We start from the raw sequence: 17,487 nt of genomic DNA on the forward strand, positions 1-17,487 counted from the left end.
GCGTGCGGGATGGACGCCGCTGGAAGGCGACGGAATGCGATGCGAGGAAGGGTGGGAGAGGGCGGAAGCGGATCAGGCGCTGCGGCGACGGCGCAGTACATGGGCCAGCAACAACGCGGCGCCGAGCAGGGCACCGCCGAAGCCGACGCCGGGCAGTAGTGCGGCGACCGGCAGCAGCAGCGCGATCAGGCTGCTGCCCCAGCCGAGGCCGTCATCGTCTGCGACGGCGTGTTGCGGGCTGGCAAGCAGACGGTCCAGGCTGAGTGATCCAGCACCGTTGAGGATCAGCGGCAGCAGCATGGCCAGGAACAGCAGCGGCAGCTTGAAGTTGCCGTAGCCCTGGTCGGTGATCGCATAGCCCCGCCAGAGTTCATCCAGGCCGTTCCACTGGTCGGGCCAGTGCACGGCGGCGATGGCCACGATGGTGAGCACCCAGAAGATGTACGCCACCGAGCGCGTGGCCAGGCCCAGCAGCAGCATCACCGCGCCCACCAGTTCCAGCCAGGTGGCCAGCTGCCAGTTGAGCGAGGCGGGCAGGGTGGAGAAGGGGAACGGGAACCGGCCTTCCAGATCGGCGAACCAGTTCTGGCCGCCCAGCTTCTCACGGCCGGATTCAAAGAATTCCCAGGCGAGCAGGGCGCGCAGGGCCAGCGGCGAAAGCCAGCGGCCGACGGCATCCAGGCGTGGGGTGTAGAGGGAGGAGGCGGTGCTGATCATGGGTGTGTCCTGCGGGCCGGTGGTCGATGGAGGCCATTTCGGGCCACGCAGGTATCGGCAACGTGTGCCGATGCTCGGGGTTTTGTCAGCGACTGTGGCTGCGGCAGGGGTTTCGTACAGTTGGATACAAAGACGCCGCATCGGGGGCGCATCGGCGCGTTGCGCGCCCGCGTGCGGGGAACGATATCCACCTGATGGCGCCGGGGCATGCCCAGCGGCCGAATGTATCCCACTGTAGGAACCCGCCGCCGCCCTACAGTCCGGTACAACTCGGCATCACAGCGAAACAGCAGCGATACACCGGCACGCGGAAATGGCCACTCCCAACACCGGAGTGCCACCCATGATCCGCACCACCCTGCTTGCCGCTGCCCTGGCCCTGGCCGGCGCCGCCACCCCCGCCTTCGCCGTGCAGGCCGATGCCGGCGCGCCGCCCACCATCATCCTGGTGCATGGCGCCTTCGCCGATGGCTCCAGCTGGAACAAGGTCATCGGCACCCTGCATGCCTGGAAGCTGCCGGCGGTGGCGGTACAGAATCCGCTCACCTCGCTGGCCGATGACGTTGCCGCTACCCGTCGCGCGATCGCTGCCGCGCCCGGCAAGGTGGTGCTGGTCGGCCACAGCTGGGGCGGCACGGTCATCACCGAAGCGGGCGACGATCCCAAGGTGCAGGCGCTGGTCTACGTGGCCGCGTTCGCACCGGATGTCGGCCAGTCCTCCGCGCAGCAGGGCGAAGGCTTCCCGGTCGGCCCCGGGCTGACCCGCCTGCAGGAGAAAGACGGTTACCTGACCCTGCCGGCCGATGCCATCGCCCAGGATTTCGCACCCGACGTGATGAAGAAGGCCGCCGCCCTGCTGTACAGCACGCAGGTGCCGTTGAAGGCCAGTGCGCTGGGTGAGGCCGTGACCACGGCGGCATGGCGCAGCAAGCCGAGCTGGTACGTGGTCAGCCGCGATGACCGCATGCTCTCGCCGCAGCTGCAGGTCGCCACCGCGCAGCGCATTGGCGCGCAGCTGCAGTCGATCGGCAGCAGCCATGTCTCGCTGCTCTCGCACCCCGCGCAGGTGGCCGACAGCATCCTGGAAGCTGCCGGTGTGAAGCCGGCCGAGCTGCCGCTGGCCGAGCAGGGGGGCTGAGCAATGGCCACGCTTCGTGCCTATACCGTGCCGCTGCTGCTGTCCCTGCTCGGCGCCGTTGCGCTGCTGCTTGCGTGGCCAAGCCCCGAAGCCGGTGCACAGACTGCCGAGGCCGCACCCGCTGCGGGATTCAGCGGCGGTGGGCCATGGCACAACAGCCCGCCGCTGACCCTGCAGCAGCTGCGCGGGCAGGTGGTGCTGGTCGAATTCTGGACCTACACCTGCAGCAACTGCCTCAACGTGGCGCCGTACGTTCACCAGTGGCATCGCCGATACGCGGAACAGGGCCTGCACGTGATCGGCGTGCACACCCCCGAATTCGCGTATGAAGGGCTGCCGGGAAACGTGCGCCGTGCGATCCACCGGCTGGATATCACCTGGCCGGTGGTGCAGGACAACCAGTACCGGATCTGGAACGCGTGGGGTAACCGTTTCTGGCCCGCGCTGTACCTGATCGACCGGCAGGGGCGGGTGGTCTACCGGCACTACGGTGAAGGCGACTATGCGCGTACCGAAAGCGAGATCCAGCGCCTGCTGGCCAGCCCCTGAGCCGCGCTACCATGGCCGCGTCGCGCGGCTTCGCCCCTGCCTCGATAGAGAATACGATGAACCACGTACCGCACATCCTTGTCGTCGACGATGACAGCGACATCCGCCAGATGCTGGCCGACTACCTGCAGCGCAACGGCCTGCGCGTCAGCCAGGCCGATGGTGGCCGCGCGATGCGCGCGCTGATGGACACCCATGCGGTGGACCTGGTGGTGCTGGATGTGATGATGCCCGGCGAGGATGGCTTGAGCCTGTGCCGCAACCTGCGGGCCGGCAAGCACCGCGCCGTGCCGGTGGTGCTGCTGACCGCCCGCGATGATGAGACCGACCGCATCATCGGCCTGGAAATGGGCGCCGATGATTACGTGACCAAACCGTTCTCCTCGCGCGAACTGCTGGCACGCATCAACGCGGTGATCCGCCGCACGCAGATGCTGCCGCCGAACCTGCAGGTGAGCGAAGCCGGCCGCCAGCTGGCCTTCGGCGAATGGCGCCTGGATACCACCGCCCGCCACCTGCTGGACGCGCAGGACACCGCCTATCCGCTCAGCGGCGCCGAGTTCCGGCTGCTGCGCGTGTTCCTTGACCACGCCAACCGTGTGCTCAGCCGCGACCAGCTGCTCAGCCTCACCCAGGGCCGCGATGCGGAGCTGTTCGACCGCTCGATCGACCTGCTGGTCAGCCGCGTGCGCCAGCGCCTGGGCGACGATGCGCGTGAGCCGACCTACATCAAGACCGTGCGCAGCGAAGGCTATGTGTTCAGCGTGCCGGTGCAGTTGCTGGGGCCGGAGGAATGAACGCCACGGCGCGCCGCCTGCCGTGGCCGCGCACGCTGTCGGCGCGGCTGCTGCTGTTGCTGCTGGGTGGGCTGACTCTGGCCCATGCGCTGTCGTTCGGCCTGCTGTTCTACGAGCGCTACCAGTCCACCCGCAGCATGATGCTGCGCAACCTCGACGAGGACGTGGCCGTAAGCGTGGCCTTGCTGGAGCGCTTGCCCGCCAGCGAGCGCGAAGCGTGGGTGCCGCGTCTGGAACGGCGAACCTACCGCTATCTGCTGCGCCCGGCCGCGGCCGGCCCTGCGCCGGAGACTGATCGTGCGCGACAGGTCACCAGCATCATCGATGACAGTCTGCGGCATCGATATCCGCTGCAGGCGCGGCAGGTCTCGCGTATGCCCGAGCGCTTCGAAGTGGAGCTGCGCCTGCACGACGGCACGCCGCTGACCATCGAGGTCACACCGTCCGGCCTGCCACTGGCACGCTGGTTACCGCTGGTGCTGATGGCGCAGCTGGCGCTGCTGCTGCTGTGCGCATGGTTGGCGGTGCGGCTGGCGATGCGGCCGTTGGCACAGCTGTCGCACGCGATGGAGCACCTGCAGCCCGGCCAGGACGGGCCGGCGCTGCCTGAAGACGGTCCAGCGGAGGTAGGCAACGCAGCAACGGCACTCAACGCACTGCAGGCCCGCATCCGTGGTCATGTCAGTGAACGCCTGCAGATCCTTGCGGCGATCTCGCACGATCTGCAGACGCCGATCACGCGGATGAAGCTGCGGGTGGAAACGCTGCCTGAAGACGCCACCCAGCAACGGCTGCTGGCCGACCTGGACCATCTGGGACAGCTGGTACGCGAAGGCGTGGCGTACGCGCGCAGCAGCCATGTGGCCAGTGGTGAGCCGGTGGCAATGGATCTGGCGGCATTCCTGTCCAGCGTGGTCGGCGATTACCAGGACGTGGGCAAGCCAGTCAGTGGTGGCGCCCCGAGCGGCCTGATCGTGCAGACGTGGCCGCAACCACTGCGACGGGTGGTCGGCAATCTGGTCGACAACGCTTTGCGCTATGCCGGGAGCGCGGAGATTGATGCCGGTCGCGACGAGGCGGGCAGGGTGTGGATTCGGATTTCCGATCGTGGCCCCGGTATTCCCGAAGACCAGCTGCAGGCGGTATTGGCGCCCTTCCATCGGCTGGAAAGCTCACGCAACCGGGATACCGGCGGTACCGGGCTCGGTCTGGCCATCGCCGTGCAGCTGGCGCAATCGCTCGGTGGTTCTTTACGGCTGCACAATCGCGAGGGCGGCGGTTTGCAGGCGCTGTTGCAGTTGCCGGCCTGAAGTCTGGCGGGGCAAGCCATCCACGCATGGCGTGGATCTACTGCATCGTCACCGCCTTCATGACACGCTGCGGCCATGAAGGAAAGCACGCAATGACCGCAGGACGGCAGCGCTCGATGTGGGTGGCCGGCCTGTCCACCGTGGTGGAGTGGTACGACTTCACCCTGTACCTGTACTTCGCCACGGTGCTGTCGCGGGTGTTCTTCGGCGGTGGCGAAGAGGCGATGCTGGTCACCCTGGCCGGGTTCGCGGTGTCCTACCTGATGCGTCCGCTCGGTGCGCTGTGCTTCGGCCACCTGGGTGACCGGCTCGGCCGGCGCTGGATGCTGCTGGCCTCGATGGCGTTGATGGCCGCGGCCATGCTGGCCACCGCGTTGCTGCCGACCGCGGCAACTGCCGGTGCGACTGCTGGCGTGCTGTTGCTGATCCTGCGCTGCGTGATGGCCTTCTCCGTGGGCGGCGAATACACAGGCGTGGTCGCCTATCTTCTGGAAAGCGCGCCGGCGCGACGACGTGGCCTGGTCACCTCGCTGGCCTCGGCGGCCAGCGAAGTGGGCGCGTTGCTGGCGGTGGCGATCTCCGCGCTCACCGTGGCCCTGCTGCCTGCGCCGCAGCTGGACAGCTGGGGCTGGCGGATCCCGTTCTTCTTCGGCGCGGCGCTGGCACTGGTGATCCTGATCGCGCGTTCGGGCATGCACGAATCGCCGGAGTTCGAACGGCAGCGGCGCGAAGGCAGCATTCCGGCTACGCCGCTGCGGCACGTGCTGCGCAACCATCCTGGTGCGGTGGCGCGCACGTTCGCGATTTCCGCACTGGGTTCGATCACCTACTACGTGGGCATTACGTATGTGCCGGCGTTCCTGCACGCGCAGGGACACGATGAAGGTGATGCGCTGTGGCTGTCGACGATTGCGGCGGTGGCGGTGATCGCGATCACCCCGCTGTGCGGCGCGTTGTCCGATCGCTTCGGGCGGCGACCGCTGCTGCTGGGGCTGACGGTGCTGGCGGCGCTGCTGCCGCTGTCGATGTTCGGCTGGATGGCCTCTGCTGCGCCGTTGGGCATCGTGCTGGCAGCGGTGAGCCTTGCCTGTGTGGCCGGCGGTATCAGTGCGGTGGCGGCACCGGCCACGGCCGAGCAGTTCCCCGGCGAGGGCCGGGTCAGTGGACTGGCGCTGGGGGTGACCATGGCCACCGCAGTGTTCGGCGGGGCGACGCCGTGGTTGGCGCAATGGTGGGTGGAACGCAGCGGTTGGGCGGCGGCGCCGGGGGCGATGATCGCGCTGGTGGCGGTGCTGGTGCTGCCGGTGCTGTGGACGCTGCCGGAGACCGTGCCGAAGACCCGCCCCGTGTCCCGGGGCGGGCAGTGAGCGCTTAGACCTTCAGGGTCTGCTCGATGTCGGCCAGCACCGCGGCCGCATCCACGCCGATGGCGATGGACTGCAGGACATGGCCGTCCCACACGCTGGGGCCGAAACCCATGCCTTCCGGCTTGGGAATGGTCATGCCACGGGCGACGCCGTCGGTGGCCACGCGCACGCTGGCGCGCTCGAACTGGAACAGCTCCGGGCGGGTCAGGGCGATGCAGGCGCAGCAGTCGTGCACGACCATGCCCTTGTGGCCGGCCTGCAGATAGAAGTCGACGTAGTCCTGCGACAGGGCGCGCACCAGTTCGGCATCGGCGCCGCCGATCGCGGCCAGCTTGTCCAGGCCGTCGCGGTTCATCTCGACGCGGGTGGTCACGTCCAGACCGATCGCGGTGACCGGCCAGTGGGCGGTGAACACGATGTCGGCCGCTTCCGCGTCGCCCCAGATGTTGGCCTCGGCCGCCGGGGTGATGTTGCCGTTGACGTGGAACGCACCGCCCATCAGTACCACGCCACGCACCAGGCCGGCGATGTCCGGAGCCTGTTGCAGGGCCAGCGCCAGGTTGGTCATGCGGCCGACCGCCACCAGGGTCACTTCGCCCGGATGGGCGCGCACCAGGTCGATGATCAGCTGGTGGGCAGGACGGCTGTCGGCGGTTGCGTCCAGCGCTTCCGGCACCGGGTGGTTGCCCAGGCCGTTGTGGCCATGGATGTGCACCGGCCAGGCTTCCGGGGTGGCTTCGGGCTGCAGCGGGCCGTCGGCGCCGCGCGCGACCGGCGCGGACAGGCCCCAGGCTTGCTTCAGGTACAGCGCGTTGTGGGTGGTCGACTCCACCGAGGCATTGCCGAAGGTGGTGGTGACGCCGATCAGGTCGATCTGCGGGTGCTTGTGCAGGTACAGCAGAGCCAGCGCGTCGTCGACGCCCGGGTCGGTATCGAAAATGACTTTCAGCATGTTGTTGTTCTTCTTCTTCCGTGTGGTGCAGGGGGGCCGGCGGCCCCGAGGGCAGGCCGGCGCGCCCCACATTGTCCCATCTTCATGACAGGCAGGGCGAACCGGCGGCGGTGGTATCGTCTGCGGGCCCGAACCCGTCGCAAGGAGCTGCGCCATGCTGGCTGTGACCCTCGTCCTGATTGCCCTGGTGCTGGGGCTGAACCTGGTGGCCAGCTTCGTGGTGCTGGGCCGCGATGACCTTCCCGTCAGCAGTCGCGCCGGGCAGCTGCTGGTGGTGTGGCTGCTGCCACTGGTCGGCGCGATCGTGTGCATGGCGATGGCCACCGCCGATGGTTCGCCCGCGCGCGCCGATGGCAGCGGCGGTGGACCGGCCGATTTCTCCGGGGGCTATTCCGGAGACAGCAACAGCCACCACAGCTACAGCAGTTCCGACTGCAGCAGTGGCGACAGCGGTGGGGGCGGAGACGGCGGCAGCTGCGGCGGCGGCGATTGAGGAGAGATTCCAGGTTGCCGGCCAGCGGCCGGCACTACCCGGACGTGACCTATCGAGGTTGCCGGCCAGCGGCCGGCACTACCGGTATCCGCTCAGCGCCGATCGCGCGATGCGCGGCGGCCGAACCACCAGCCCAGCAGCAACTGCACCGGCAGCGAAACCAGCAGGCCGATGACGAACCAGTGCGGGAAGTCGCCGCCCATCACCCACAGGCCATAGCCCGCGCCTAGCACCAGCAGGGACCAGATCGAGGTGCCATGCGCGCGTGGCCAGCACGGCGCGTAATAGGTGGCGAAGGCAATGGCGGCGATGCCACCCAGCACGGTGAATGCCAGGTCCCAGCCGAGCTGGGCCTCGCTTCCCGGCGTCATGCGCAGCAGCGATGGCAGCCAGCCCGCGGCACTGCTGACCAGGGCCAGCGCGAGCAGCGCGCCGATCAGCGCGAGCAGGGAGAGAAAGACGGTCTTGAGCGTGCCGGGCATGCGCGCATTGTACGGCCGCCGGGGTGCGCGGCGCTGCCGGCAGATCGGCATGGCCGCCGTGCCCGTGGGAGAGGGAAACGGACACGGCGGCCATGCACAGGGGGGTCAGGCAGCGAAGTCGATCACCACGCGGCCTTCGATGGTGCCGGCGTGCATGCGCGCGAACACCTCGTTGACGTTCTCCAGGCGGTCGGTGCTGACCGTGGCGGCAACCTTGCCTTCGGCGGCGAACTGCAGCGATTCCTGCAGGTCCAGGCGGGTGCCGACGATCGAACCGCGTACGGTGACGCCGTTGAGCACCATGCCGAAGATGTCCAACGGGAAGTTGCCCGGTGGCAGGCCGTTGAGCGAGACCGTGCCGCCGCGACGCACCATGCCCAGCGCCTGTTCGAAGGCCTTGGGCGAAACCGCGGTGACCAGCGCACCATGCGCGCCACCGATCTCCTTCTTCAGGAACGCGGCCGGATCGGTGGTGCGCGCGTTGACGGTGACCTGTGCGCCCAGGCGCCTGGCCAGGGCCAGCTTGGCGTCGTCCACATCCACCGCTGCCACGTTCAGGCCCATCGCGCGGGCATACTGCACGGCCATGTGGCCGAGGCCGCCGATACCGGAAATGGCCACCCAATCACCGGGCTTGGTGTCGGTGACCTTCAGGCCCTTGTACACGGTGACGCCGGCGCACAGCACCGGTGCGATCTCCACGAAGCCCACTTCCTTCGGAAGCAGGCCGACATAGTTGGCATCGGCCAATGCGTACTCGGCGAAGCCGCCGTTGACCGAGTAGCCGGTATTGCGCTGCGTTTCGCACAGCGTTTCCCAGCCACCCAGGCAGTGTTCGCAATGGCCACACGCCGAGTACAACCAGGGGATGCCGACCCTGTCACCTTCCTTGATGTGCCCTACCCCGCCTCCCACGGCCACGACGTGCCCCACGCCCTCGTGGCCGGGGATGAACGGCGGGTTCGGTTTCACCGGCCAGTCGCCCTCGGCGGCGTGCAGGTCGGTGTGGCAGACGCCGCAGGCCTCGATCTTGACCAGCACCTCGCCCGCCCCCGGGCGCGGTACCACGACTTCCTCGATGACCAGCGGCTTGCCGAACTCACGGACGACGGCGGCCTTCATGGTTCTGTTCATGCGTGCTTCTCCGTAGTGCGCTTGCAGACAGGATGGCGCCGGCCCCATGCCCGCGCCTTGATCCCGATCAATCCTCAGAAGAAGCCGAGCTTCTTCGGTGCGTAGCTGACCAGCAGGTTCTTGGTCTGCTGGTAATGGTCGAGCATCATCCGGTGGTTCTCGCGGCCGATGCCCGACTGCTTGTAGCCGCCGAACGCGGCGTGCGCCGGGTAGGCGTGATAGCAGTTGGTCCATACCCGCCCGGCCTGGATCGCGCGGCCCACCCGGTACAGGCGCGCGGCATCGCGGCTCCAGACGCCGGCACCCAGCCCGTACAGCGTGTCGTTGGCGATCTGCAGTGCTTCTTCTTCGGTCCTGAACGTGGTCACCGACACCACCGGCCCGAAGATCTCCTCCTGGAACACGCGCATGCCGTTGTGGCCCTTGAACACGGTCGGCTGCACATAGAAGCCGCCGGCCAGGTCGCCACCGAGCGCGGCTTTGTCACCTCCAATCAGCACCTCGGCGCCTTCCTCGCGGCCGATGGCGATGTAGGACAGGATCTTCTCCAGCTGTTCGCCCGATGCCTGCGCACCCACCATGGTGTTCGGGTCCAGCGGATTGCCCTGGCGGATCGCCGCCACGCGTTCGAGTACGCGCTCCATGAAGCGTTCGTAGATCGATTCCTGCACCAGTGCGCGCGACGGGCAGGTGCAGACCTCGCCCTGGTTGAAGGCGAACATGACGAAACCTTCCACCGCCTTGTCGAGGAAATCATCGTCTTCGGCCATTACGTCGGCGAAGAACAGGTTCGGCGATTTGCCGCCCAGTTCCAGCGTCACCGGGATCAGGTTCTGGCTGGCGTACTGCATGATCAGGCGGCCGGTGGAGGTTTCACCGGTGAAGGCGATCTTGGCGATGCGCGGGCTGCTGGCCAGCGGCTTGCCCGCCTCCAGGCCGAAGCCGTTGACCACGTTGAGCACGCCCGGCGGCAGCAGGTCGCCGATCACTTCCATCAGCACCAGGATCGACGCCGGGGTCTGCTCGGCAGGCTTGAGCACCACGCAGTTGCCGGCGGCCAGCGCCGGCGCCAGCTTCCAGGCCGCCATCAGCAGCGGGAAGTTCCACGGGATGATCTGCCCGACCACGCCCAGCGGTTCGTGGAAATGGTAGGCCACGGTGTCGTCGTCGATCTGCGAGAGGCTGCCCTCCTGCGCACGCAGGCAACCGGCGAAGTAGCGGAAGTGGTCGGCCATCAACGGCACGTCGGCGTTGAGCGTCTCGCGGATCGGCTTGCCGTTGTCCCAGGTCTCGGCGTGGGCCAGCAGTTCCAGGTTCTGTTCGATGCGATCGGCGATGCGGTTGAGCAGCAGCGCACGGTGGGCGGCCGATGTGCGGCCCCAGGCGTCCTTTGCGGCGTGCGCGGCATCGAGTGCGGCGTCGATGTCCTCGGCGTTGGAGCGGGCAACTTCAGTGAACACCTGGCCGTTCACCGGCGAGATGTTGTCGAAGTACTGGCCGCTGCGCGGGGCGATCCATTCGCCACCGATGTAGTTGCCATAGCGCGGCTTGAACAGGGAGCGCGGATCGGTGGCATGCGGGCGGGTGGACGGTACGGCGTTCATTGCGGCTCCTGTGGTGGGCATGGTGCATCCACCGGCGCAAAGACGATGCCAACTGTGGCCTGCTGCGCTGCATCACGCCTTCATCGCCCGGCCGTCGGTGATCCTGTCGCGCGCCCTGCGGCAGCGCAGCAGGCGTGGTCGTTGCAGGGCGACGCGGGGTGTGCTGTTAATCGGGACAGGTCCCGCAACAACTGTCGCAATGTGCGACACAGGAGGCTGTCGGTGTCCCCGCTTGCTCCCGATCCCCGCCTGGGAAGTGCCCGGCGCAGTTTCTTCGAGCGCGGCGCTGCGCCCGTCGGCGCGGTGCCCGAGGCGATCCTGCATTCCTGGCAACGCTGCCAACGGCACGGCCTGCTGGTGGATGCGCAGCCGGCCGCCGAACCATTGACCGACAACCGCCTGCGCGAACTGCGCCAGCGCCGCGAGCGCCTGTGGCGACAAGCGCGCCCGGAGCTGGATGGACTGGCTGCGGAAATGACCCACAGCGGCAGCATCGTGCTGCTGACCGATGAAGACGGCTGGATCCTCGACGCCGAAGGCAGTGCCGGGTTCCTCGACAAGGCGGGTCGTGTCGCGCTGATGCCGGGCATGCGCTGGGACGAGGGCACGGTCGGCACCAACGCGATCGGCACCGCGCTGGTGGACGGGCGCGCGCTGCAGGTGCGTGGCGGCGAGCACTACTTCGCCCCGCACGGCATCCTCACCTGTTCGGCCGTGCCGATCCTCGATCCCTACGGGCAATGCCTGGGTGTGCTCGATGTGTCCGGCGACGCGCGGCTGCCACACGTGCACGCGCTGGCGCTGGTGCGGCAGGCGGTAGCGCAGATCGAGCACCGCGGTTTCGCCGACGGCCTGGCCGACTGCGAGCTGCTGCGCCTGCATCATCAACCCGCGCTGCTGGGCAGTGCGCGCGAAGGCGTGCTCGGCTTCCGCGGCGGTCGCCTGGTCGCGGCCAATCGTGCCGGCCTTGCCTTGTTCGGGCTGGATCGCCAGGACATCGGCCGCACGCCGTACGAAGCGCTGTTCGAACAACCGCTGTCGCGGCTGGCAGATGACGGCGTACTGCTTGATCGCCAGGGCCGTCGTCTGTACGGCGTGCGCGAGGCCCGTGCGTCGCGACGCAGTGTGGCTACGCCTGGACCGACCGCGCCGTTGCCGGCGAGTGCGCAGGGCCCACTGTTCGATAGCGGGCAGCAACAACAACTGGCCACCGCAGGACGCGTGCTGCAGGCCGGGTTGCCGGTGCTGCTGCAGGGCGAGACCGGCACCGGCAAGGAAGTCTTCGCGCGGGAACTGCACGCACGCAGCACGCGTGCGGGAAAGCCCTTCGTCGCGGTGAACTGCGCGGCGCTGCCGGAAGGGCTGATCGAAGCAGAGCTGTTCGGCTACGAGGAGGGTGCCTTTACCGGTGCGCGCCGGCAGGGCAGCCCGGGCCTGCTGCGGCAGGCCGAGGGCGGTACCTTGTTCCTCGATGAGATCGGCGACATGCCGCTGGCGCTGCAACCGCGCCTGCTGCGCGTGCTGCAGGAACGCGAGCTGTCACCGCTGGGCGGCGGCAAGCCGGTGAAACTGGATTTCGCACTGGTCTGCGCCAGCCACTGCGAACTGCCGCAGGCGGTGGATGCCGGTCGCTTCCGTGCGGATCTGTATTACCGCATCGCCGACCACGTGGTGACCTTGGCGCCGTTGCGGCAGCACCCCGATCGCGCTGCCGTGGTGGATGCCCTGTGGCAGCAGCTGGGACAGGGCCATGCGTTGTCGTCGCAGGCCCGCGCGGCGCTGGCCGCCCATGCCTGGCCCGGCAACCTGCGCCAGCTGAGTGCCTGCCTGCGCACGCTGGCCGCACTGGCTGAGCCGGGGCAACCGGTGGGCCCGCAGCTGCTGCCCGCGGACGTACGTGCTGGCACGCCCACCGCGCCCGCAGTGCCTGCCAGCGGGGCATTGGAGGAAATCGCCGAGGCGGCCATGCGCCAGGCGCTGGCCGAGTGCCAGGGCAACGTCAGCGCGGCCGCCAAGCGGCTGGGGATCAACCGCAGCACCCTGTACCGCCGGCTGGGTACACCACGCGGCTGAGCGGATGCGCTGGCGCCGGGTCTGTGCCCGGCTCCAGCAGGGGCCGAGGGATCAGCCCGCCAGCACCGCGGCCTCGCGTGCCAGGCGCTCGACGCTGTCCCAGTCGCGGGTCTGCATCAGCGCGGCGGTGGTCAGCCACGAACCGCCCACGCACAGCACGTTGGGCAGATGCAGGAACTGGCTGGCGGTCTGCGCACTGATGCCGCCGGTCGGGCAGAAGCGCACATCGCCGAACGGACCGTGCCACGCCGACAGCATCGCCGCACCACCGGCCTGCACCGCCGGGAAGAACTTGAAGGTATCCAGGCCGTGTTCCAGGCCGACGATCAGCTCCGAACCGGTGGCCACGCCAGGCAGGTAGGGCAGATCGGCATCGCGCGCGGCGGCATACAGCCGTGGGGTCGCCCCGGGCGACACCGCGAAGCGGCCGCCGGCCTGTTTCACCGCCTGCATCTGCGCGGCATCGAGCACGGTGCCGGCACCAATCACCGCATCCGGCACGGCCTCGACCATCGCCTGGATGGCTTCCAGCGCGCGCGGCGTGCGCAGGGTCACCTCGATCACCGGCAGCCCGCCACGGAACAGCGCCTGCGCGACCTGTACCGCATCGTCGATGTCATCGGGGGTGAACACCGGAATCACCGGTGCCAGTTTCAGTACCGCACGAACGCGTGGATCAGCGCCGGACATCGAATCGCTCCTCGCCCACCAGGGCCAACACATCAGCTTCGCTGACGGGATTGAAATCGCCGGGAATGGAATGCTTCAGGCCCCCGGCGGCCAGGCCGAAGCGCACGGTGGCGTCGGCATCGAAGGCCGACAGGATGCCATGCAGGATGCCTGCCGCGAAGGCATCACCGCCGCCGATGCGGTCGACGATGCCCTGCAGCTGGCGTACCGGGGCCTGTGCGCGGGTGCCATCGCGGCCCAGCAGCAGCGCGCCCAGCGCATGGTGGTCCACGCTCAGCGTCTGGCGCTGGGTGCAGGCCATCCACTGCAGCTGCGGGAACGCTTCGAACGCGGCCGCGGCCGCCGCTTCCACGCGCGCGACCACGTCGGCCTGTTCGAAACGCTGGCCGAGGATGACCTCGATATCGCGGTAGTCGGCAAAGACGATGTCGGCCTGCGCGAACAGTTCGTGCAGGATCGACCGCGCATCGCCCCCCCAGCGCTGCCACAGCTTCGGCCGGAAGTTGCCATCGAAAGACACGCGCACGCCCAGTGCACGCGCAGCGCGCGCTGCGGCCAGGGTGGCCTGCGCCACGTCCGCGCCCAGCGCCGGGCTGACCCCGGACAGGTGCAGCCACTGCGCGCCCTGCAGCAATGCGGGCCAGTCGTAGTCGGCGGCGGTGCTGTTGGCGAATGCCGAATCGGCACGGTCGTAGACCACTTCGCTGGCCCGTTGCACCGCGCCGGTGGTCAGGAAATACAGGCCCATGCGGCCTTCGGCATCTTCGCGCACGCCGCGCGTATCGACGCCATGCCGGCGCAGTTCGGCCAGCGCATGCGCGCCGAGCGCGTTGCCGGCGACGGTGCTGACCATGGCCACGTCATGTCCAAAGCGGGACAGCGAGACAGCCACGTTCGCCTCGGCGCCGCCGACATGCACCTGCAGCTGCGGCGACTGCAGCAGCAGTTCGCGACCGGGCGCACCCAGGCGCAGCAGCAGTTCCCCGAAACACACGATACGACCCATTTCTGCTCCTTCACGCGTGCCGCCCGCATGTGACACTGGGCGGCGTGGTAGTGGACCACGCGTGGGGCGTGGAATTGGCTAGCGGTGTCATTTCAATCCCGCCCATCCTTGCCCTTAGCCTACCAAACTGTTGGAAGCATTGTCCTGCAAGCGTCTTGGAGACATTTCAGATCTGTTGCGGTGCAAGATGCCGGATCGGGAACGTGCTGTTAACGTCCGGCCTGACCAGCGGTGTCATCCCGCTGAAACAGCCGCGATACCAGACCTTTGGGAGAGGGGAAAGGCATGCATTCTCGGAACCATGAAAAAAAGACACCGGTTACCTTGCTCGCGTTGGCCGTCGCACTGGCCTTGGCAGGCAACGCCGGCGCGCAGCAGCAGAGCGCCAACCCGAACGCCACCGACCTGGATACGGTCACCGTCACCGGCTACCGCGCCAGCGTGGAGAAGGCGCTGGACATCAAGCGCGGCGAAGCCGGCGTGGTCGATGCCATCGTTGCCGAGGACATCGGCAAGTTCCCCGACCTGAACCTGGCCGAGTCGCTGCAGCGCATCCCGGGCGTGGTCATCACCCGCGAGGCCGGCGAAGGCCGCAACATCTCGGTGCGTGGCCTCGGCCCGGAATTCACCCGCGTGCGCATCAATGGCATGGAAGCGCTGACCACGGTCGGCGCCGGTGACCAGAGCGGCGGCACCAACCGCGGCCGTGGCTTCGACTTCAACGTGTTCGCCTCGGACCTGTTCTCGCAGCTGCTGGTGCGCAAGACCGCCTCGGCCGACGTCGAGGAAGGCTCGCTGGGCGCCACCGTCGATCTGCGCACCGCGCGCCCGTTCGACTACGACGGGTTCACCTTCGCCGCCAGTGGCCAGGCCAGCTACAACGCGATGGCCGAAAAGGCCGACCCGCGCATTGCCGCGCTGATCTCCAACACCTTCGCCGATGGCACCTTCGGCGCGCTGCTGTCGGTGGCCTATTCCGAGCGCCAGGCGCTGGAGGAAGGCTCCAACACCGGTCGCTGGGCCAACGGTCCGAGCAACGGCAACTTCGCCGCGTCCTCGCCGTTCGCCGCCGCGCGTGGCGCCGATGTGTTCCATCCGCGCTTCCCGCGCTACGTGCAGATGGAGCATGAGCAGAAGCGTCTGGGCGTGACCGGTTCGCTGCAGTGGAAGCCGAACGACGCCACCGAGATCTCGCTGGATGCGCTGTACTCGAAGATCGATGCAACGCGCGACGAGCACTACATCGAGGCGATTTCCTTCAGCCGCGGCGCCAATGCGAGCGCACGCCTGTCGGGCAAGCCGACCACCATCGTCAAGAACGGCGAGATCCGCGACAACGCACTGCTCTACGGCGAATTCGACAACGTCGACATCCGCACCGAGAACCGCCACGACGAGTGGAGCACCGAGTTCAAGCAGATCGCGCTGAACGGCCAGCACCGCTTCGGTGATGACTTCACCCTGTCCGGCAAGATCGGCATCTCGCGCTCCAAGCACGAGAACCCGGTGCAGACCACCGTCATCATGGACAAGTACGATGTCGACGGTTACAGCTACGACTACCGTGGCAACAGCCGTGCGCCGATCCTCAACTACGGCATCGACCCGACCAATCCCAACGGCTGGGAACTGGCCGAGATCCGCCTGCGTCCGCAGTACGTGGACAACGACTTCGACACCGGCCAGATCGACTTCAACTGGAACATCAGCCCGGGCTTCCGCCTGAAGGGCGGCGTGCTGGCCAAGGACTACACGTTCAAGACCGTCGAACTGCGCCGCGCCAGCGAACTGGCCGTGCCCAACTTCGCCGGCGGCACAAAGATCGTGCCGGTGAACCTGACCGAGCAGGCCGGACTGAAGGGCATCAACGGCAGTCCGTCGAACTGGGTCGTGCCGGACCTGGATGCGATCGCCGAACAGCTCGACATCTACAGCAACAGCGGCACCTTCGCCGTCGCCCCGCGCGCCAACAATGTGCGCAGCGTCGAAGAGAAGGACCGTGGCGCCTACCTGATGGGCGAGTTCTCCACCGAACTGGGCTCGCTGCCGTTGTCGGGCAATTTTGGTGTGCGCTACGTGCGCACCAAGCAGTCGGCCACCGGGCAGTCGACGCTGGCCAACGGCACCGTCGAAACCACGGTCAGCCGTACCTACGATGACACCCTGCCCTCGTTCAACCTGGTGGCGGAAGTCACCCCGGACTTCCTGATCCGGCTGGGTGCGGCCAAGGTGATGAGCCGTCCGGGGCTGGGCAGCCTGACCCCGGGCGCGACGGTGGCCGTGGCCGGTGGTGCACGCACCATCTCCAGCGGCAACCCGATGCTGGATCCGATCCGCGCAACCAATGTCGACCTTGGTTTCGAGTGGTACTTCGCCGAGGGCGCAATGGCCGGCATCGGCCTGTTCTACAAGGACATCGAGAGCTTCGTACAGACCACCCGCGAAGTGCGTCCGTACAGTGACAGCGGCCTGCCGGCTTCGCTGCTGGTCGGCACCGGCGCCTCGGCCACCGATGACTTCACCTACAGCAAGCCGGTCAACACCCCGGGCGGCGAACTGCACGGCGTGGAGGCCAACTACACCCAGCCCTTCACCTTCCTGCCGGGCAAGTGGGCCAACCTGGGCATGCAGTTGAACTACACCTGGGTGGAATCGAAGATCCAGTACATCAACGCGGCCGGGCAGCCGGTGATGAAGACCGACCTGACCGGCCTGTCGAAGTCGTCGTGGAACGCCACCCTGTTCTATGAAGGCGAGAAGTTCGCCGGGCGCATCTCGGCTACCAACCGCGATGACTACCTGACCCAGGCACCGGGCCAGGAAACCGGCTTCAACCTTGATGGCTACCATGGCATGACCGGTACCACGGTGTTCGATGCATCCATCCGCTACAAGATCAGCGACCAGCTGGAACTGAGCCTGGAAGGCATCAACCTGACCAACGAAGCGTCCGACGAGTGGGTGTACTCGCCGCTGACCGGTCGCCTGCCGCTGCAGTACACCGAGACCGGCCGCCAGTACCTGCTGGGGCTGCGCTACAAGTTCTGAGCAACGCCGACGGCGTGCCACCCGGCACGCCGTCGTTCGCCACGACCGCTGCTGCGCCGCAAGGTGCCGTCGCGGCGTGGCCTTGCTACGGTCCGGCGGCCCTCGCCGGCCGTCGCCCGTTGAAAGG

15 protein-coding genes are annotated in these 17,487 nt (G+C 68.0%); 8 read left to right on the plus strand and 7 right to left on the minus strand.

From position 1 onward, the window contains the following. Positions 1-72 precede the first annotated feature (72 nt). Positions 73-717, minus strand: coding sequence for an HvfX family Cu-binding RiPP maturation protein (locus AC3WTC_RS12475; protein ID WP_492711531.1), 645 nt, complete (start codon positions 715-717; stop codon positions 73-75). A gap of 343 nt (positions 718-1,060) precedes the next feature. Here AC3WTC_RS12475 and AC3WTC_RS12480 point away from each other — a divergent pair, with 343 nt between their 5' ends. The 5 genes from AC3WTC_RS12480 to AC3WTC_RS12500 all read left to right on the plus strand — a co-directional run bounded on the left by AC3WTC_RS12480 (position 1,061) and on the right by AC3WTC_RS12500 (position 5,878). Beyond that, a complete protein-coding gene (locus tag AC3WTC_RS12480; protein WP_032975918.1) occupies positions 1,061-1,855 on the plus strand; it encodes an alpha/beta fold hydrolase in 795 nt (264 codons plus the stop codon). A 3-nt stretch (positions 1,856-1,858) separates the two neighbouring features. Next, positions 1,859-2,404, plus strand: coding sequence for a redoxin family protein (locus AC3WTC_RS12485; protein WP_025873909.1), 546 nt, complete (start codon positions 1,859-1,861; stop codon positions 2,402-2,404). A 56-nt stretch (positions 2,405-2,460) separates the two neighbouring features. After that, positions 2,461-3,201, plus strand: coding sequence for a response regulator (locus AC3WTC_RS12490; RefSeq protein ID WP_025873908.1), 741 nt, complete (start codon positions 2,461-2,463; stop codon positions 3,199-3,201). Then, positions 3,198-4,511, plus strand: coding sequence for a sensor histidine kinase (locus AC3WTC_RS12495; protein ID WP_492711532.1), 1,314 nt, complete (start codon positions 3,198-3,200; stop codon positions 4,509-4,511). The genes AC3WTC_RS12490 and AC3WTC_RS12495 overlap by 4 nt, the downstream gene beginning before the upstream one ends. A gap of 92 nt (positions 4,512-4,603) precedes the next feature. After that, positions 4,604-5,878, plus strand: coding sequence for an MFS transporter (locus tag AC3WTC_RS12500; protein WP_033832073.1), 1,275 nt, complete (start codon positions 4,604-4,606; stop codon positions 5,876-5,878). 4 nt (positions 5,879-5,882) lie between these two features. Here AC3WTC_RS12500 and AC3WTC_RS12505 read toward each other — a convergent pair whose 3' ends face one another. Continuing rightward, positions 5,883-6,830: a nucleoside hydrolase gene (locus AC3WTC_RS12505; RefSeq protein WP_032975923.1), complete on the minus strand. Its 948-nt coding sequence runs from the start codon at positions 6,828-6,830 to the stop codon at positions 5,883-5,885. Between the two features lie 154 nt (positions 6,831-6,984). On the opposite strand from AC3WTC_RS12505, the gene AC3WTC_RS12510 reads away from it, so the two are divergent. After that, positions 6,985-7,323, plus strand: coding sequence for a hypothetical protein (locus AC3WTC_RS12510; protein WP_033830601.1), 339 nt, complete (start codon positions 6,985-6,987; stop codon positions 7,321-7,323). Positions 7,324-7,415: 92 nt separating this feature from the next. Here the strand turns inward: AC3WTC_RS12510 and AC3WTC_RS12515 are convergent, their stop codons facing one another. The 3 genes from AC3WTC_RS12515 to adh all read right to left on the minus strand — a co-directional run bounded on the left by AC3WTC_RS12515 (position 7,416) and on the right by adh (position 10,543). Further along, positions 7,416-7,805 carry a hypothetical protein gene (locus AC3WTC_RS12515; protein WP_025875515.1) on the minus strand — a complete coding sequence of 130 codons (390 nt, stop codon included), beginning with the start codon at positions 7,803-7,805 and terminating at the stop codon, positions 7,416-7,418. A gap of 105 nt (positions 7,806-7,910) precedes the next feature. Continuing rightward, the gene (gene adhP, locus AC3WTC_RS12520; RefSeq protein ID WP_025875513.1) at positions 7,911-8,939 is read right to left on the minus strand and encodes an alcohol dehydrogenase AdhP; all 1,029 of its coding nucleotides are present in this window, start codon (positions 8,937-8,939) and stop codon (positions 7,911-7,913) included. 74 nt (positions 8,940-9,013) lie between these two features. After that, positions 9,014-10,543 carry an aldehyde dehydrogenase gene (gene adh / locus AC3WTC_RS12525; protein ID WP_080150213.1) on the minus strand — a complete coding sequence of 510 codons (1,530 nt, stop codon included), beginning with the start codon at positions 10,541-10,543 and terminating at the stop codon, positions 9,014-9,016. Between the two features lie 222 nt (positions 10,544-10,765). Between adh and AC3WTC_RS12530 the strand changes: the two genes are divergently transcribed. Continuing rightward, positions 10,766-12,616: a sigma-54-dependent Fis family transcriptional regulator gene (locus AC3WTC_RS12530; protein WP_032978457.1), complete on the plus strand. Its 1,851-nt coding sequence runs from the start codon at positions 10,766-10,768 to the stop codon at positions 12,614-12,616. Between the two features lie 51 nt (positions 12,617-12,667). Here the strand turns inward: AC3WTC_RS12530 and eda are convergent, their stop codons facing one another. Both eda and AC3WTC_RS12540 read right to left on the minus strand, forming a co-directional pair. Further along, positions 12,668-13,306, minus strand: a complete 639-nt coding sequence (gene eda / locus AC3WTC_RS12535; protein WP_080150216.1) for a bifunctional 4-hydroxy-2-oxoglutarate aldolase/2-dehydro-3-deoxy-phosphogluconate aldolase — start codon at positions 13,304-13,306, stop codon at positions 12,668-12,670. Continuing rightward, entirely contained in the window at positions 13,293-14,312 is a 1,020-nt protein-coding gene (locus AC3WTC_RS12540; protein WP_099844521.1) for a sugar kinase, read from the minus strand. The genes eda and AC3WTC_RS12540 overlap by 14 nt, the downstream gene beginning before the upstream one ends. Before the next feature lie 285 nt (positions 14,313-14,597). Here AC3WTC_RS12540 and AC3WTC_RS12545 point away from each other — a divergent pair, with 285 nt between their 5' ends. After that, positions 14,598-17,360, plus strand: a complete 2,763-nt coding sequence (locus AC3WTC_RS12545) for a TonB-dependent receptor (protein ID WP_223483123.1) — start codon at positions 14,598-14,600, stop codon at positions 17,358-17,360. The last annotated feature ends 127 nt before the right edge of the window (positions 17,361-17,487 follow it).

Source organism: Stenotrophomonas sp. FW305-C-20-S1, assembly GCF_058783335.1.

Excerpts from the sequence above, each read along its gene's own strand:
- AC3WTC_RS12475 (WP_492711531.1), bottom strand. The coding sequence starts at position 717 with ATGATCAGCACCGCCTCCTCCCTCTACACCCCACGCCTGGATGCCGTC.
- adh (WP_080150213.1), bottom strand. The coding sequence starts at position 10,543 with ATGAACGCCGTACCGTCCACCCGCCCGCATGCCACCGATCCGCGCTCC.
- eda (WP_080150216.1), bottom strand. The coding sequence starts at position 13,306 with ATGTCCGGCGCTGATCCACGCGTTCGTGCGGTACTGAAACTGGCACCG.
- AC3WTC_RS12540 (WP_099844521.1), bottom strand. The coding sequence starts at position 14,312 with ATGGGTCGTATCGTGTGTTTCGGGGAACTGCTGCTGCGCCTGGGTGCG.
- AC3WTC_RS12500 (WP_033832073.1), top strand. The coding sequence starts at position 4,604 with ATGACCGCAGGACGGCAGCGCTCGATGTGGGTGGCCGGCCTGTCCACC.
- AC3WTC_RS12515 (WP_025875515.1), bottom strand. The coding sequence starts at position 7,805 with ATGCCCGGCACGCTCAAGACCGTCTTTCTCTCCCTGCTCGCGCTGATC.
- AC3WTC_RS12485 (WP_025873909.1), top strand. The coding sequence starts at position 1,859 with ATGGCCACGCTTCGTGCCTATACCGTGCCGCTGCTGCTGTCCCTGCTC.
- AC3WTC_RS12490 (WP_025873908.1), top strand. The coding sequence starts at position 2,461 with ATGAACCACGTACCGCACATCCTTGTCGTCGACGATGACAGCGACATC.
- AC3WTC_RS12495 (WP_492711532.1), top strand. The coding sequence starts at position 3,198 with ATGAACGCCACGGCGCGCCGCCTGCCGTGGCCGCGCACGCTGTCGGCG.
- AC3WTC_RS12545 (WP_223483123.1), top strand. The coding sequence starts at position 14,598 with ATGCATTCTCGGAACCATGAAAAAAAGACACCGGTTACCTTGCTCGCG.
- AC3WTC_RS12480 (WP_032975918.1), top strand. The coding sequence starts at position 1,061 with ATGATCCGCACCACCCTGCTTGCCGCTGCCCTGGCCCTGGCCGGCGCC.
- adhP (WP_025875513.1), bottom strand. The coding sequence starts at position 8,939 with ATGAACAGAACCATGAAGGCCGCCGTCGTCCGTGAGTTCGGCAAGCCG.
- AC3WTC_RS12505 (WP_032975923.1), bottom strand. The coding sequence starts at position 6,830 with ATGCTGAAAGTCATTTTCGATACCGACCCGGGCGTCGACGACGCGCTG.
- AC3WTC_RS12510 (WP_033830601.1), top strand. The coding sequence starts at position 6,985 with ATGCTGGCTGTGACCCTCGTCCTGATTGCCCTGGTGCTGGGGCTGAAC.